We start from the raw sequence: 14,583 nt of genomic DNA, 5'->3' as shown, positions 1-14,583 counted from the left end.
TGGCTGGCCCACACATAATAAAAGAGGTGCATATGGCAGGTTTCGATAAACGCGTGGCGTCCTACGAGGAAGCCCTGGCAGGCCTGGAAGACGGCATGACCGTCCTCGCCGGTGGTTTTGGCCTGTGCGGCATTCCGGAAAACCTCATCAACGAGATCAAGCGCAGGGGCACGCGCGACCTGACCGTGGTCTCCAACAACTGCGGTGTCGACGGTTTCGGCCTCGGCGTGCTGCTCGAAGAAAAACAGATCAGCAAAGTGATCGCGTCCTACGTGGGTGAGAACGCCCTGTTCGAGAAGCAACTGCTCAGTGGCGAAATCGAAGTGGTGCTGACCCCGCAAGGCACCCTCGCGGAAAAAATGCGCGCAGGCGGCGCCGGCATTCCGGCGTTCTTCACCGCCACCGGCGTTGGCACCCCGGTGGCCGAAGGCAAGGAAACCCGTGAATTCAACGGCCGCCCCTACCTGATGGAAGAATCCATCACCGGCGACTTCGCCATCGTCAAAGGCTGGAAAGCCGACCACTTCGGCAATGTCATCTACCGCCACACCGCCCAGAACTTCAACCCGCTGGCCGCCACCGCCGGCAAGATCACCGTGGTGGAAGTCGAGGAAATCGTCGAACCGGGCGAGCTGGATCCGGCGCAGATCCACACCCCTGGCATCTACGTCGACCGGATCATCTGCGGCACCTTCGAAAAGCGCATCGAACAGCGCACCGTCCGCACATAATCTGCCTCAGGCCCTGACAATAAGGACTCAAGAAATGGCGCTTACCCGCGAACAAATGGCTCAACGCGTCGCCCGCGAAATGCAGGACGGTTTCTACGTGAACCTCGGCATCGGCATTCCAACCCTGGTGGCCAACTACATCCCCGACGGCATAGAAGTGATGCTGCAATCGGAAAACGGCCTGCTGGGCATGGGCCCGTTTCCTACTGAAGAGACGCTTGATGCCGACATGATCAACGCCGGCAAACAGACGGTGACCGCGCGTATCGGCGCCTCGATCTTCTCCTCCGCCGAGTCCTTCGCGATGATTCGCGGCGGCCACGTCGACCTTACGGTGCTCGGCGCGTTTGAAGTCGACGTGCAGGGCAACATCGCCTCGTGGATGATCCCCGGCAAGATGGTCAAGGGCATGGGCGGCGCCATGGACCTGGTAGCCGGTGCGGAAAACATCATCGTGATCATGACCCACGCGTCCAAGGACGGTGAGTCGAAATTGCTCAGCCAATGCAGCCTGCCGCTGACCGGCGCCCACTGCATCAAACGTGTGCTCACCGACCTGGCTTACCTGGAAATCGACAATGGCGCGTTTATCCTCAAGGAACGCGCACCAGGCGTCAGCGTTGAAGAAATTGTGAGCAAGACCGCCGGTAAACTCATCGTCCCGGACTCTGTTCCGGAAATGCATTTCCAGTGAGGACCGATGCCATGCAAGACGTCGTGATTGTTGCTGCCACCCGCACCGCCGTGGGCAGCTTCCAGGGTTCGCTGGCGACTATTCCGGCACCGGAACTCGGCGCCGCCGTGATCCGCCGCCTGCTGGAGCAGACCGGCCTGGACCCGGCCCAGGTAGATGAAGTAATCCTCGGTCAGGTGCTCACCGCAGGCTCGGGTCAGAACCCGGCACGCCAGGCCTCGATCCTCGCCGGTTTACCCCACGCCGTACCCGCCCTGACCCTGAACAAGGTCTGCGGTTCGGGCCTCAAGGCCCTGCACCTCGGCACGCAGGCGATTCGCTGCGGCGATGCCGAGGTGATCATCGCCGGCGGCATGGAAAACATGAGCCTGGCCCCCTATGTGTTGCCGGCCGCGCGCACCGGTTTGCGCATGGGCCACGCCAAAATGGTCGACAGCATGATCACCGATGGCCTGTGGGATGCGTTCAACGACTACCACATGGGCATCACCGCCGAGAACCTGGTGGACAAGTACGGCATCAGCCGTGAAGCGCAGGATGCCTTCGCCGCCGCGTCCCAGCAAAAAGCCGCTGTGGCCATTGAAGCCGGGCGATTTGTCGATGAGATTACGCCGGTCCTGATTCCCCAGCGCAAGGGCGACCCCGTAGCCTTTACCGTGGATGAGCAACCACGCGCCGGCACCACGGCCGAGTCCCTGGGTAAACTCAAGCCCGCGTTCAAGAAAGACGGCAGCGTCACGGCCGGCAACGCTTCCAGCCTCAACGACGGCGCTGCGGCGGTGTTGCTGATGAGCGCGGACAAAGCCAAGACACTCGGGCTGCCGGTGCTGGCGCGTATCGCTGGCTACGCCAATGCCGGCGTCGACCCGGCCATCATGGGCATTGGCCCGGTGTCGGCGACCCGCCGCTGCCTGGACAAGGCCGGTTGGACACTCGCCGACCTGGACCTGATCGAAGCCAACGAAGCCTTCGCCGCGCAAGCCCTGGCGGTGGGCAAGGAACTGGAGTGGGACGCCGACAAGGTCAACGTCAACGGAGGCGCCATCGCCATCGGCCACCCGATCGGCGCTTCAGGCTGCCGCGTGCTGGTGACCCTGCTGCATGAAATGATCAAGCGCGACGCCAAAAAAGGCCTGGCCACCCTGTGCATCGGCGGCGGTCAGGGCGTAGCCCTGGCCCTCGAACGCAGCTGATTTCACAGGCCAACACAGTCAAACTGTGGGAGGGGGCTTGCTCCCGATAGCGGCGGTTCAGTCAGCACACCCGTGACTGCATCACCGCTATCGGGAGCAAGCCCCCTCCCACATGGTGCTCTTCATCATGACTGGAAAGGCTCAGCGCTTACGGCAGCGGCCTGCCGGCAGCCTTGTCGGCCAGGGCGAACACGCGCTTGTAGAGGGTCGTGTCTTCGAAATCCAATTGCTCGCCCTGTTCCAACTGGCTGCGAAAGAGGCCTGGGTCTCCTGTGCATCGGCGGCGGTCAGGCCGGGGCCCTGGCCCTCGAACGCAGCTGATTTCACAGACCAATACAGTCCAACTGTGGGAGGGGGCTTGCTCCCGATAGCGGCGGTTCAGTCAGCACACTCGTGACTGCATCACCGCTATCGGGAGCAAGCCCCCTCCCACATGGTGCTCTTCATCACGACTGAAGAGGCTCAGCGTTTCATGCAGCGCTGATAACGCTCATCCACCCGTTTGGCAAACCACGCCGTGGTGAGGTTTCGGGTGATCTTCGGGCTCTTGAGCACTATGCCCGGCAACACGGCACGCGGCAGCGGCTTGCCGGCCGCCTTGTCGGCCAGGGCGAACACGCGCTTGTAGAGGGTCGTGTCTTCGAAATCCAATTGCTCGCCCTGTTCCAGCTGGCTGCGGATGCTGGGGTTGCGCATGTCCAGTTTCGCGCCCAGCGAGCGCACCGCCAGCTCGGTAGTGCCGGGCAGTACCGAACCGTAGCGAATCAAGTCCCCATCCAACGCCAACTCACTGCCGGAAACGCGGCTGACTGCCGCCTGGAACGCGGCATTGCGGCTTGCGTACCATCCCGCATTGAAGTCGGCAAAGCGATAAAGCGGTTGTTCATAATTGACCGGGTAGCCCAGCAAGTGAGCGATGCCGAAGTACATGCCGCCACGGCGGGTGAACACTTCGCGGCGAATCGTGCCGTCCACCGTGTAGGGATAATCGCGCGCCTGCTTCTGCGCAAACTCGATGCTGACCTGCATCGGGCCTGCGGTGTGCACCGGGTTGAAGCCGCCGAACAGCGTATTGCCCAGAGGCACCATACTGATGAAATCGTCGAAGATACCGCTGAGGTCCTTCTCGGTGCGCGCGGCATTCAGGCGCTCGGCGTAGGTCTTGCCGCCGGGAGAACGCACCTGCAAGGCGCTGCGGACCACAAACGCTGGCACATGCACCTTGCCGGCACGGCGCAGGATTTCATCCTGGGCGATCTTGCCCATATTCGGCACGGGCGGGTCGACCTGGTAGGTGGATTCCTGTTCGGTCACCGCCAGCACGGCGCAGATATTTTCGGTGCTGGGATAGATGTGCTGGGTATCGAACGCGGTGTAAATGTCCTGGGCCCAACCGTTGCGGTCGGCGACTTTGGCGGGCAGCAGGCGCACGATCTGCGCCTTCACGTCGCCCTCGCTGCGTTCCGGCTGCTGCGGGCCGCGTGACGTTGAGCAGCCGGCCAGCACCAGCAAAGTCGTGAGGCTGAGGATCAAGCGTGTTGAGTACATGGAGCTTCCTTGGATAACGACGGGCCAGGCAGTGCGGATATCGACAGGCAAGTCTAACGCGGGTTCGCCACTCTACCCTGCGCCATTTGAAAGGGGACACATCCCGCTGAAATCTCCCACATGAGCCTCGGATAACCTCTACTCCCCTCCTCCAGACACCTCGGCAAAGTCCGTCGCCTGATCACACAGTGCGAAGGATTGCAGATGGATTTGTTCGTTAAGGCCCTGGTTGCCGGGGCTGTCTCATGATCAACCCTACCAGCCAGGCCATTGGCTTTCTGGTGCTGGCCGCCATGGACTCGAAGACGCGGGACGTCGAAGCCGTTCTCGGCGATTTCCGGCGTTGCCTCAATTCCTACGATCTATGGGCGCAAAGCTATTTCAGCTTTTCCGCGCTCGATATCGAGCAGGTGTTCAAGGTCGGCGACGAGGTGGTGGTCACGCCGATCACCCGTTCACTCTTCCCCAGCAGCACCGTCGCCGCCTGCCCTGCTGACGGCACGCTGACCCTGGTGCATATGTTCGAGAGTTCACGCTTTGTGCCCATTGGCAATACGCCGGTGGTGCTGCAGCGAATTGACCCGAACGGCGGGCCGCTGGGCGAGCCCATCCATCACACCATCGGGCCCAGCGGCATTCTTGAGGTCAAGGAATGTGATCGCAACCAGCGTTACCGCATCAGCTTTTACCCCAACGTTTCCCAGGAGCACTTCAAGGCGCTGTACGCCTCCTATCAATCGGTGATCGCCCCCCTCGAAAGTTGGCTGCGCAATGAATGGCACGACACATTCGAACCCTTGTGGAAGGGCTATTCCGAGGCGAATTTTCTCAAGCGCTATCGCTCGTTGCATCGAGCCTATGCCCAGGGCTTCGGCGAAGCGCTGTATTCATTGTGGGACAGCATCAAGCAGCTGTTGGAGTGGCTTTCAGCCCCGCTGGCAAATGCTGAAAAGCTGCTGCATTACCTCTCACAGGCAGAACTTGACCAGTTACTGGCGTTGAGTGCCGAGACCTTCGCCAAGGGGCTGCTGGTGCTCAGCGATGAACCCTTGTTGTTCGTGTACCTGGCGGCGCTGGTCAGTTGGATGCGCCTGCTACCGCCGCCCTACATGAACGAAATGCTGGGAGAGCTCGGCGCCGAAGTACTGATCAATTTGTTGCTGGCGATGGCAACGGCCGGGATGGGCATGGCGGTGCGCATCAGTACGAAAGTGCTCGGCCGCATCAAGTCTCACCGTACACGCCAGTGGTTGCAGCAGATAGCCAGTCAGTTTGGCAAGGCGAACCTGGACGAGCATACCGATGCGCTGAAGCCGGTGTTGTTAGCCAGTGCGGCCACGCCGATCAAGACGGTGGCGCCGCTGAAGGTGGGTGAGGAGTTGGTGCCGAACGCCGTGCCGGCGGTGCGCAGCAAGCAGCAGCGCACGGCGCTCGTGCACGAATCGCCCGTGGATGACGTGCCGGTTTCGGCGAAAAACCCGGCGGGGGATGCGTCTGCTTCTTCCGATAAAACCGTGACCAACGGCTGCCCGGTGTCGATGGTCACCGGCGAGGAATTGCTCACCCTCACCGACGGCACCTTGGACGGAATTCTGCCGTTTGAGTGGACGCGGGTGTATCGCACCAGTGCGGTGGAAATCGATGTTGGGCTGGGGTTTGGCTGGAGTCATGCCCTGGCGCAGCGGCTGGTGGTGTCCGGCGATTCGGTGGTGTGGACCGACCATGAAAATCGCTCGACCACCCTGCCCTTGCCGACCGTTTCGCGACCGGCGATCACCAACAGCCTGGCGGAAGCAGCGATCTTCCTCGGGGATGTGCCGGATGAACTGGTGCTGGCCCAGGCGTCGCGGTTTTACCACTTTCGTGATGGCGTGCTGGTGTCGATCAGCGATGCGTATGACAACCGGCTGCGCATTTTCCGCGACGTGCTGGGGCGCATTGAACGGCTGGACAACGGCGCCGGGCGCTCGCTGTGGTTGCGTTATGCGCAGGGCCGGATTGGCGCGGTGGACTATCAGGTGCATCGCGCCAAGGGGCGTGAGCCTTACGAGTGGGTCACTGAGCAGACGGTTGTGTCCTACGCCTACGACGACACAGGCCGACTGGTGTCGGCGACCAATGCCGTAGGTGAATGCGAGACTTATCGGTACGACGAGCAGCACGTGATTCTGGAACGTGGGCTGGCCGGTGGGGCGAGTTTCTTCTGGGCGTGGGAACGTTCCGGCAAGGCGGCGCGCTGTGTGCGGCACTGGGCCAGTTTTGCGCAGATGGATACGCGCTATGTGTGGGGTGATGACGGACGCGTCACCGTGCATAACGCCGATGGCAGTCAGGAAGTGTATGTGCATGACCCGCGGGCGCGGCTGGTGCAGCGGGTTGATCCGGATGGCGCTCAACACTTCAAATCCTACGATGAAAAAGGCCGGCTGACGGTTGAGCAGGACCCGCTGGGCGCGGTGACGGCGTACCAGTACGACGACGCTGGGCGCTTGGTGGCGCTGTTTCCGGGGGACGATGAGCCGACGTCCTACGAGCATGACAACGGGTTCGTACGGGTGGTGCGCCGGGGTGAGGCGGTTTGGAAGTACGAGCGTAATGAACAAGGCGACGTAACGCGTAAGACCGATCCTGACGGCCATGTAACCGACTACAGCTACAACAAACACGGGCAGTTGATTGGCGTCTGGTATCCCGATCACAGTTGTCAGCGGCTGGTGTGGAATGAGCGCGGGCAACTGCTTGAGGAGCAGTTGCCCAATGGCGGGATCAGGCGCTATCGCTATGACGACCTGGGTCGAGAGGTTGCCCGCGAGGATGAGCATGGGGCGCTGACCCAGTATCAGTGGGACAGCGTGGGCCGGCTGACTCGCCTGATATTGCCGGGCGGTGCATGCAGGGAATACAGCTACAACGCCTACGGAAAAATCACCGCCGAACGCGATGAACTGGGCCACGTCACCCGCTACGAGTATGCCGACGGGCTGCACCTGATCAGTCGACGGCTCAATGCCGACGGCACGCAGGTCCAGTACCGCTACGACAATACTCGGTTGCTGCTGACCGAGATCGAAAACGAGGTCGGCGAGACCTACCGGCTTACCTACCACCCCAACGGCCTGATCCAGCAGGAAATCGGCTTTGACGGCCAGCGTACCGCCTACGTTTATGACCTCAACGGCAATCTGCAGGAAAAGACCGAACATGGCGACGATGGCAGTCAGCTCATCACGCGTTATGAGCGAGATCCTGCCGGACGCCTTGTCAGAAAAACCCTGCCGGACGGCGCCGTTGTTGACTATGCCTACGACCGCCAGGGCAATCTCCTCAGCGTCGTAGACGGTCACTGGGCGCTGGCCTACGAATACGATCGACAAAACCGCCTGACCGCCGAGCATCAAGGCTGGGGCACCTTGCGTTATGGCTATGACGCCTGCGGACAACTGCAACGCCTGCGCCTGCCGGACAACAACCGCGTCACGTTTAACCACGATAAAGGTGGCCACCTCGCGACGGTTCAGCTCAACGGTGAAGTGCTCACCTCGCATCTATTCAAAGCGGGCAAGGAGCAGCAACGACAGCAAGGCGAATTAATCAGCCATTACCACTACGACGACCAACACCGCCTGCACGCCCACGCCATCACGCAACAGGAAAACCGCCACTACCGCCGCCAATACGACTACGACAAATCCGGCAACCTCAGTCGTATCCTCGACACCCGCAAAGGCGAACACCGCTACGCCTACGACCCGCTCCACCGCCTGACCCGCGCCGACCACTCGCAGGACCTGCAGGAACGCTTCGGCCACAACCCGGCCGGCAACCTGCTGATGCACGACCGCCCCGGCCCGGACATCGTCGCCGGCAATCGCCTGATGATCCAGGGCGACCGGCATTACGACTACGACGCCTTCGGCAACCTGATCCGCGAACGCCGTGGCAAAGCTCACGCACTGGTCACCGAATACCGCTACGACTGCCAGCATCGTTTAACCAGCCTCACCCAACCCAGCGGACAAACCGCCCACTACCGCTACGACCCCTTTGGCCGCCGCATCAGCAAAACCGTTGACGGCGTAACGACGGAGTTCTTCTGGCAAGGCGACAAACTGATCGCCGAACACCACGCCGACCGCCACCGCAGCTACCTCTACGAACCCGACAGCTTCCGGCCATTGGCCTTACTGGAAGGCTTCGGCCCCAACGCCACCCAGCCCTACCACTACCAACTCGACCACCTCGGCACGCCACAGGAACTCACCGCCGCAGACGGCGAAATCGTCTGGTCCGCGCACTACCGCGCCTACGGCCACATCAGCCGCCTCGACGTCGGAAAAATCGATAACCCGCTGCGCTTTCAAGGCCAATACTTCGACGAAGAAAGCGGCCTGCACTACAACCGTCATCGCTACTACAATCCGGATGTTGGGCGCTATCTGACGCCGGACCCGGTGAAGCTGGCGGGTGGGATCAATGCGTACCAGTACGTGCCGAATCCTACGGGGTGGGTCGATCCACTGGGGCTGAACACATGCCCAGGTGGAGATGGATGTAAATCAAGCACTACAGCTCAAAATCCTGCAGAGAACGTAAATCACGGAGAGCCTGCACTACCGCAAGCTAAAAGAGCTGAGCGGCAGGCAAGAATTGACGAACTCGCAGAGGCGAACGCCTACAGGCGGTTAGATGAATTGGAAAAAGCAACGCCGGGGGCACATTTTTTGGAAAAGCACGGCAAACAGACAACACTCGAATCCCAAATGGAACGCGTGCAAACTGCCAAAAACCCTAGCACCGGAATTGTAGAGGTTTACACGTCCGGAAATAAAAAAGACGAACCAAAGTATCCACCTGCTGCAACACGCTATATAAGTCACAGGGATCAATTAAACTCGATATATCGTGCACAGCTAATCTTTAGAGGAAATGGGCATCCTGCGTCAATGAAGCCAATGGACATGGGGAAAATTATTGGGGAGGGATACTCAAAGGAATTGGAATATAGCCAACAGCGTAAAGCAAGAGTAATACTTGACAGCCATGGAAAACCCAAAACTGCCTATACCGAGCAATGAACATGAATAAAAAACCGAGCATATCGATAATACGTGGACTGCTATTCACTTACGAAATTGAAAATACGGATGACCTAGAACGGGAAGAATTCATTTCTTCGAAGGACATAAACAACGAACAAGAGCTCATCGAGCTTTTCGAAAAACTGACAAAGCCCGAGTTTTTAGACTATACAAAACCAGAACAAGAGTGGTTCATCAGTTCGATTGAGCACTACCTATCGATCAACGATAATTTCGATGCCGTATTTAAAAAAACGGCAACCTACTTCAGCGAACCTGTTGCAGATCAACGGAAGTTCATGCAAACCCTAGTCAACTGTTTAAAACAATACACGAGTGTTTCTGAAGAAAAAAGCCATTCAAACCTCAGATATGAAAGTGAATAACCAGGTTAGCCAAAAAAACAGGCTCACTTAATAAATAGTTAGCCTCCCCACTCGCCGCTTCGAAAGCGAGGCTAACGCCTATAGACGTTTAGCGGAGATGGAAGAAGAATTCCCAAGAGCGCACTTTTTAGAAAAACATGGAGCACAAACAACTCGAAGTTCCCATCTTGAAAGAGTTAAGATAGCAAAAAATCCGACCACGGGATAAATTGAAAGGCATATTTATTGCGCAAAAACGGTCAGCCAAAAACACCTAGCGCCGCAACACGACATATCAGCCACAGGGACCAACTGAATACAATCTACCGTGCAAAATTTATATTTCAGAACGCAGGACCTGAAGCGTCACGAGAGCCTATGGACATGGAAAAAATAATTGAAGAGGGTTAAAAAAAGCGCACGCTAGAATATGGAAAGCAAAGGAAAGCCCCAGTAATATCAGATGAAGACGGCAACCCAATTACCGCTTACACGGTTTTCTAAATGAAGTATCAACCGAAACTTTCCATCATACGAAGCCTGCTTTTTACGTATAGTTTTGAAAATTACGACGACGTCGAAAGAGAGCTATTTATCACCTCAAAAAACACAAACAACAATAAAGAGCTGTCGGAGTTATTTGACGGCCTGACAAAACCCGACTTTATTTTTTTCGAACCTGCTCGACGCAAGTGGTACATTGACACACTTAACCACTTCTTAAGTACCGATGGAGACTTTGAATCTGTCTTTCATCTTTTTGACACTTATTTCGACGATGAAATAATCGACAAACGACAGTTCATGCATGTTTTATTAGAGTGCCTTGAAAGGTACGAAGCTGAGATAGGCGAAAAATGAAAACCATAGAAACTCGTTCACCACTAGACATCAGGGAACCGCATACAACTGAGCAGCCCATTCAAAATCCATAAAATGCAATTAGCCGTCTTAAATTAAGCAGTCACATATGAACCCCCCATTAACTGAACTTCAACAATTTTTTGGCGCCTATTTCCACCAGGACTGGATGGAAGAACATGCAACAGCGGACGAGGTAATTGATAGTTTCTTACTGGATTCTTCCAGAGATACGATCATGACTGTGAGAGGTGAAATCTTACAGTTGGCACAATCATTCACAACTGATCAGAGTTTTCAGGAGAACCTGTTCTATAAACAGTATTGCAACTATTACTACCCCAACCAGTGGACATCAGGGCTGCTATGGTTGAATCATGTAGTAGAAAAATTCGACCACTATTTACTCAAAAAATAAATAGTTACAACGTTATAAAATATAAAATCGGTGAACGCGGGCTGTGGGGCTGCTACGCAGCCCCACGCGAGCAAGCTCGCTCGCCACAAGAGGTAGTGGATGCCTCAAATCCCCGCCAACGCCAACTCCATCGCAAAATACGTAAAAATCAAATCCGCGCCCGCTCTTTTAATCGACCCCAACGTCTCCCGCACCACGCGATCTTCGTCAATCGCGCCAGCCTGGGCGCCAAACTTGATCATCGCGTACTCACCACTTACCTGATAAGCCGCCACCGGCAAGCGCGAGGCTTCGCGGATGTCGCGGATGATGTCGAGGTAGGCGCCTGCTGGCTTGACCATCAATGCGTCCGCGCCTTCCTGTTCATCCAGCAGCGATTCGCGGACGGCTTCGCGGCGGTTCATCGGGTTCATCTGGTAGCTTTTACGGTCGCCCTTGAGGGCGCTGCCGCCGGCTTCGCGGAAGGGGCCGTAGAGGGCCGAGGCGAATTTGGTGGAGTAGGCCATGATCGGGATGTGGGTGAAGCCGGCGTCATCCAGGGCGCGGCGGATCGCCTGGACCTGGCCGTCCATCGCGGCTGACGGGGCGATCACATCGGCGCCGGCGCGGGCGGCGGCCACGGCTTGTTTGCCGAGGTTGACCAGGGTCGCATCATTGTCGACATGGGCGCCGTGCATCACGCCGCAGTGGCCGTGATCGGTGTATTCGCAGAAGCACGTGTCGGACATCACGATCATTTCCGGCACGGCGTCCTTGATGATCGACGACATGCGCGAGACCAGGCCGCGTTCCTGCCAGGTGTCGCTGCCGCTGGCGTCCAGGTGGTGGGACACGCCAAAGGTCATCACCGACTTGATGCCGGCGCGGGCGTAGCGCTCGATTTCACCGGCAAGCTTCTTCTCGGGGATGCGCTGCACGCCCGGCATGCTGGTGATCGGCACGAAGTCGTCGATTTCCTCCTCGACGAAGATCGGCAGCACCAGGTCATTGAGGGTGAATTCGTTTTCCTGGAACAAGCCGCGCAACTGCGGTGAGCGGCGCAGGCGGCGGGGACGGGACTGGGGGAACTGGCTGGTCATGGAACTCCTGAAAAACGGCGGAAACAGTTGGGCAAAAGCTTATGCCCCTTGATTGCACGGCACAAACGCCGAAGGCCCAATAGTCTGTTGCATGGCCTGTAACAATTGCCTTGCGCTAGAGCTGCAAACGCCCGTCGATACACACCGCAACGGCGCCACCGACCCAGATCTCATCGCCCTGGCGTTCGATGTGGATGCGCCCTGCCCTGCCCATCGCCGTGCCCTGGCTGACCACGTAATGTTCAGGCGCCAGGCCCTCACTGAGCAACCATTGTGCGACACCCGCGTTCAGGCTGCCGGTGGCCGGATCTTCCGGAGCGCCGTCGCCCGCGACAAAGGCGCGGACCTCAAACTGAGTGTCGCCCACGTCGCTCGGCGCAATCACGCCGACCGCCAGGCCAAGCAGTTGCGCGTAATCGGGCTGCAGGTCCAGCACGCTCTGTCGGTCGGCCAACATCACGGCTAGCCAACCGGCGCCATTGTCGACCCACTGGCTGCGCAGGATGGCACCGGGCGCCAGGCCCAACCCCAGGCGAACGCGCTCCAGCAATGAAGCCTCCACCTCGCCGGACCGCAACAACGGCGGCGCAATAAACGCCAGTTCGTCGCCCTGGCGCCGGATACGCACCAGGCCGATTTCGCACTCCTGAATGATCTCTTCGCCCTTCGGCACACCGCCGGCCTGCAGCCACGCGTGACAGCTGCCAAGGGTCGGGTGCCCGGCGAACGGCAGTTCCCGCAGGGTGGTGAAGATGCGCACGCGGTAGTCAGCCCTTGGATCGCGTGGCGTCAGCAAAAACGTGGTTTCGCTGAGGTTGGTCCACTTGGCGAAATCGGCCATCTGCTGGTCGGTCAGGCTGTCAGCGCCCAGCACCACCGCCAGCGGGTTGCCCTTGAGCGGCACGCTGCTGAACACATCCAGTTGCTTGAAATCAAAAGTCGGCATGGGTCAGCTCGGTATGCTCAGGCCACGGATCACTGCCGGCCGGGCGACGAAGCCATCCAGCGCGCGCAGTACATTGGGGAAGTCGGCGATGCCCACCACGTCGCCGGACTCATAGAAGCCGATGAGGTTGCGAATCCAGGGGAAGGTTGCGATGTCGGCGATGCTGTAGTCGTCGCCCATGATCCAGGTACGGCCCAGCAGGCGTTTTTCCAGCACCTCGAGCAGGCGCCGTGATTCGGCGGCGTAGCGATCGCGGGGGCGTTTGTCTTCGTAAGCCTTGCCGGCGAACTTGTTGAAGAATCCGAGCTGGCCGAACATCGGGCCGATGCCGCCCATCTGGAACATCAGCCATTGCAGGGTTTCGTAACGGGTGGCCGGGTCTTCGGAGAGCAACCGGCTGGTTTTTTCCGCCAGGTAGATGAGGATCGCGCCGGACTCGAACAACGCCAGCGGCTGGCCGCTGGGGCCATTGGGGTCGATGATGGCGGGAATCTTGTTGTTGGGATTGAGCGACAGGAACTCGGGGGAGAGCTGGTCCTGAGTGTCGAAACTGACCTTGTGCGCCTCATAGGGCAGCCCCAGCTCCTCCAGCATGATCGAGACTTTGACACCGTTGGGCGTGGGCAACGAATACAGCTGCAGGCGTTCGGGGTGCTGGGCGGGCCATTTGGCGTTGATCGGGAAGGCAGCGAGTGGATTCATCGGGAAACCCCTGGGCGGAAACTCACCATCATAGTCATCTGCCCGCCTTCGTGCATGCGTCATCATTGCGCAACAATGGTGCGCTAATCTGCCGCGAGCGCGAACCAAAGTGCCCCGATGCACTCTTAAGTGCGCCCTCTTGGGTGAATGGAGGCACCTTGCTATATCGACAAGGAACACCGCAGCACGCACCAAGCGCCACTGTGGCCGGGCCTGTCGGCCTTAACCTGACGCACGAAGACTCGAACCTATCATGAAGATCAAGCCTCTGCGCCTAGTGCAACGTTTCAAACGCTATTCATACATTATGTTACCGATGCTGTTGGTCAGCGGCGCCATGGTTGCCGTCCTTGACGCCCGTGAAAGCCGCGCGCAGCCGGTGGACGGCGTGCAAACCCTGGTATTTTTGCGCCACGGCGAAAAACCGGCCGGCGGCCTCGGTCAGCTCAATTGCCAGGGCCTTAACCGTGCGATGAACCTGGCCACGGTGCTGCCGGAAAAATTCGGCAAGGCCAATTACGTGTTTGCAGCCAACCCGACGCGCAATATCGAGGAAGGCGAGAAGGATAATTCCTACAGCTACATTCGTCCGCTGATGACCATCAGCCCCAGCGCGATCAAGCTCGGCCTGCCGGTCAACATCAAGTTCTCGGCCAACGACACCAGCGCCCTGGCCGACGAGTTGGTGGAAGACAAGTACCACAACGCGACCATCTATACCGCCTGGTCTCACGGCTATCTGCCGGAACTGATCAACAAGGTGGCCAGCGAAGCGGTGGGCGAGAAGCACACCATCACCGAAGACTGGTCCGGCAGCGATTACGACACCCTCTACGTGCTCACGCTGACCTGGCACAACGGCAAGGCGTCGTTGTTGAGTCGCAACTATAAGCAGGGCCTGAACAACGGCGAGCAAAGCTGCCCGGAAGCGACACAGGTGAGTGCAGATATCTGAAGGTTGAGCGGCA

General features: G+C 58.7%; 12 protein-coding genes and 1 pseudogene. 8 read left to right on the top strand and 5 right to left on the bottom strand.

What is annotated here, in order from left to right; translation table 11 throughout:
• The first annotated feature begins 32 nt into the window (after window positions 1-32).
• From LUB09_RS04240 to LUB09_RS04230, 3 genes are read left to right on the top strand one after another with little or no spacing between them, the layout of a single operon-like run.
• Window positions 33-731 carry a CoA transferase subunit A gene (locus tag LUB09_RS04240; RefSeq protein WP_231421746.1) on the top strand — a complete coding sequence of 233 codons (699 nt, stop codon included), beginning with the start codon at window positions 33-35 and terminating at the stop codon, window positions 729-731.
• A 34-nt stretch (window positions 732-765) separates the two neighbouring features.
• Window positions 766-1,425 carry a CoA transferase subunit B gene (locus LUB09_RS04235; protein WP_231421745.1) on the top strand — a complete coding sequence of 220 codons (660 nt, stop codon included), beginning with the start codon at window positions 766-768 and terminating at the stop codon, window positions 1,423-1,425.
• Window positions 1,426-1,436: 11 nt separating this feature from the next.
• Window positions 1,437-2,618 carry an acetyl-CoA C-acetyltransferase gene (locus LUB09_RS04230; protein ID WP_231421744.1) on the top strand — a complete coding sequence of 394 codons (1,182 nt, stop codon included), beginning with the start codon at window positions 1,437-1,439 and terminating at the stop codon, window positions 2,616-2,618.
• 151 nt (window positions 2,619-2,769) lie between these two features.
• Here LUB09_RS04230 and LUB09_RS04225 read toward each other — a convergent pair.
• Together LUB09_RS04225 and LUB09_RS04220 are read right to left on the bottom strand one after the other, a co-directional pair.
• Window positions 2,770-2,871, bottom strand: a pseudogene (locus LUB09_RS04225) (DUF1615 family protein); the annotation flags it as partial.
• A gap of 209 nt (window positions 2,872-3,080) precedes the next feature.
• A complete protein-coding gene (locus LUB09_RS04220; protein ID WP_231421743.1) occupies window positions 3,081-4,166 on the bottom strand; it encodes a DUF1615 domain-containing protein in 1,086 nt (361 codons plus the stop codon).
• A 245-nt stretch (window positions 4,167-4,411) separates the two neighbouring features.
• On the opposite strand from LUB09_RS04220, the gene LUB09_RS04215 reads away from it, so the two are divergent.
• The 4 genes from LUB09_RS04215 to LUB09_RS04200 all read left to right on the top strand — a co-directional run bounded on the left by LUB09_RS04215 (window position 4,412) and on the right by LUB09_RS04200 (window position 10,888).
• Window positions 4,412-9,241 carry an RHS repeat-associated core domain-containing protein gene (locus tag LUB09_RS04215; RefSeq protein WP_231421742.1) on the top strand — a complete coding sequence of 1,610 codons (4,830 nt, stop codon included), beginning with the start codon at window positions 4,412-4,414 and terminating at the stop codon, window positions 9,239-9,241.
• Window positions 9,242-9,243: 2 nt separating this feature from the next.
• On the top strand, window positions 9,244-9,630 hold the full coding sequence (locus LUB09_RS04210; protein ID WP_231421741.1) for a hypothetical protein: 387 nt from the start codon (window positions 9,244-9,246) through the stop codon (window positions 9,628-9,630).
• Window positions 9,631-10,113: 483 nt separating this feature from the next.
• Window positions 10,114-10,470: a hypothetical protein gene (locus LUB09_RS04205; protein WP_231421740.1), complete on the top strand. Its 357-nt coding sequence runs from the start codon at window positions 10,114-10,116 to the stop codon at window positions 10,468-10,470.
• 109 nt (window positions 10,471-10,579) lie between these two features.
• Window positions 10,580-10,888 (top strand): contact-dependent growth inhibition system immunity protein, encoded by a 309-nt coding sequence (locus LUB09_RS04200; protein ID WP_269325476.1) that lies wholly within the window; start codon window positions 10,580-10,582, stop codon window positions 10,886-10,888.
• A gap of 104 nt (window positions 10,889-10,992) precedes the next feature.
• Here LUB09_RS04200 and hemB read toward each other — a convergent pair whose 3' ends face one another.
• The 3 genes from hemB to LUB09_RS04185 all read right to left on the bottom strand — a co-directional run bounded on the left by hemB (window position 10,993) and on the right by LUB09_RS04185 (window position 13,615).
• Window positions 10,993-11,967, bottom strand: coding sequence for a porphobilinogen synthase (gene hemB, locus LUB09_RS04195; protein WP_231421739.1), 975 nt, complete (start codon window positions 11,965-11,967; stop codon window positions 10,993-10,995).
• Between the two features lie 115 nt (window positions 11,968-12,082).
• The gene (locus LUB09_RS04190; protein ID WP_231421738.1) at window positions 12,083-12,913 is read right to left on the bottom strand and encodes a PhzF family phenazine biosynthesis protein; all 831 of its coding nucleotides are present in this window, start codon (window positions 12,911-12,913) and stop codon (window positions 12,083-12,085) included.
• A 3-nt stretch (window positions 12,914-12,916) separates the two neighbouring features.
• Window positions 12,917-13,615 carry a glutathione S-transferase N-terminal domain-containing protein gene (locus tag LUB09_RS04185; RefSeq protein ID WP_231421737.1) on the bottom strand — a complete coding sequence of 233 codons (699 nt, stop codon included), beginning with the start codon at window positions 13,613-13,615 and terminating at the stop codon, window positions 12,917-12,919.
• A gap of 253 nt (window positions 13,616-13,868) precedes the next feature.
• On the opposite strand from LUB09_RS04185, the gene LUB09_RS04180 reads away from it, so the two are divergent.
• Window positions 13,869-14,570 carry a histidine phosphatase family protein gene (locus tag LUB09_RS04180; protein ID WP_231421736.1) on the top strand — a complete coding sequence of 234 codons (702 nt, stop codon included), beginning with the start codon at window positions 13,869-13,871 and terminating at the stop codon, window positions 14,568-14,570.
• The last annotated feature ends 13 nt before the right edge of the window (window positions 14,571-14,583 follow it).

This window comes from Pseudomonas sp. Leaf59 (genome assembly GCF_920984685.1).
Taxonomy (GTDB): Bacteria; Pseudomonadota; Gammaproteobacteria; order Pseudomonadales; family Pseudomonadaceae; genus Aquipseudomonas.
Note: the sequence above shows the minus strand (reverse complement) of the source record. Positions and strands in the feature narration are given on the sequence as shown.

Excerpts from the sequence above, each read along its gene's own strand:
- hemB (WP_231421739.1), bottom strand. The coding sequence starts at position 11,967 with ATGACCAGCCAGTTCCCCCAGTCCCGTCCCCGCCGCCTGCGCCGCTCA.
- LUB09_RS04190 (WP_231421738.1), bottom strand. The coding sequence starts at position 12,913 with ATGCCGACTTTTGATTTCAAGCAACTGGATGTGTTCAGCAGCGTGCCG.
- LUB09_RS04185 (WP_231421737.1), bottom strand. The coding sequence starts at position 13,615 with ATGAATCCACTCGCTGCCTTCCCGATCAACGCCAAATGGCCCGCCCAG.
- LUB09_RS04235 (WP_231421745.1), top strand. The coding sequence starts at position 766 with ATGGCGCTTACCCGCGAACAAATGGCTCAACGCGTCGCCCGCGAAATG.
- LUB09_RS04210 (WP_231421741.1), top strand. The coding sequence starts at position 9,244 with ATGAATAAAAAACCGAGCATATCGATAATACGTGGACTGCTATTCACT.
- LUB09_RS04230 (WP_231421744.1), top strand. The coding sequence starts at position 1,437 with ATGCAAGACGTCGTGATTGTTGCTGCCACCCGCACCGCCGTGGGCAGC.
- LUB09_RS04200 (WP_269325476.1), top strand. The coding sequence starts at position 10,580 with ATGAACCCCCCATTAACTGAACTTCAACAATTTTTTGGCGCCTATTTC.
- LUB09_RS04205 (WP_231421740.1), top strand. The coding sequence starts at position 10,114 with ATGAAGTATCAACCGAAACTTTCCATCATACGAAGCCTGCTTTTTACG.
- LUB09_RS04240 (WP_231421746.1), top strand. The coding sequence starts at position 33 with ATGGCAGGTTTCGATAAACGCGTGGCGTCCTACGAGGAAGCCCTGGCA.
- LUB09_RS04220 (WP_231421743.1), bottom strand. The coding sequence starts at position 4,166 with ATGTACTCAACACGCTTGATCCTCAGCCTCACGACTTTGCTGGTGCTG.
- LUB09_RS04215 (WP_231421742.1), top strand. The coding sequence starts at position 4,412 with ATGATCAACCCTACCAGCCAGGCCATTGGCTTTCTGGTGCTGGCCGCC.
- LUB09_RS04180 (WP_231421736.1), top strand. The coding sequence starts at position 13,869 with ATGAAGATCAAGCCTCTGCGCCTAGTGCAACGTTTCAAACGCTATTCA.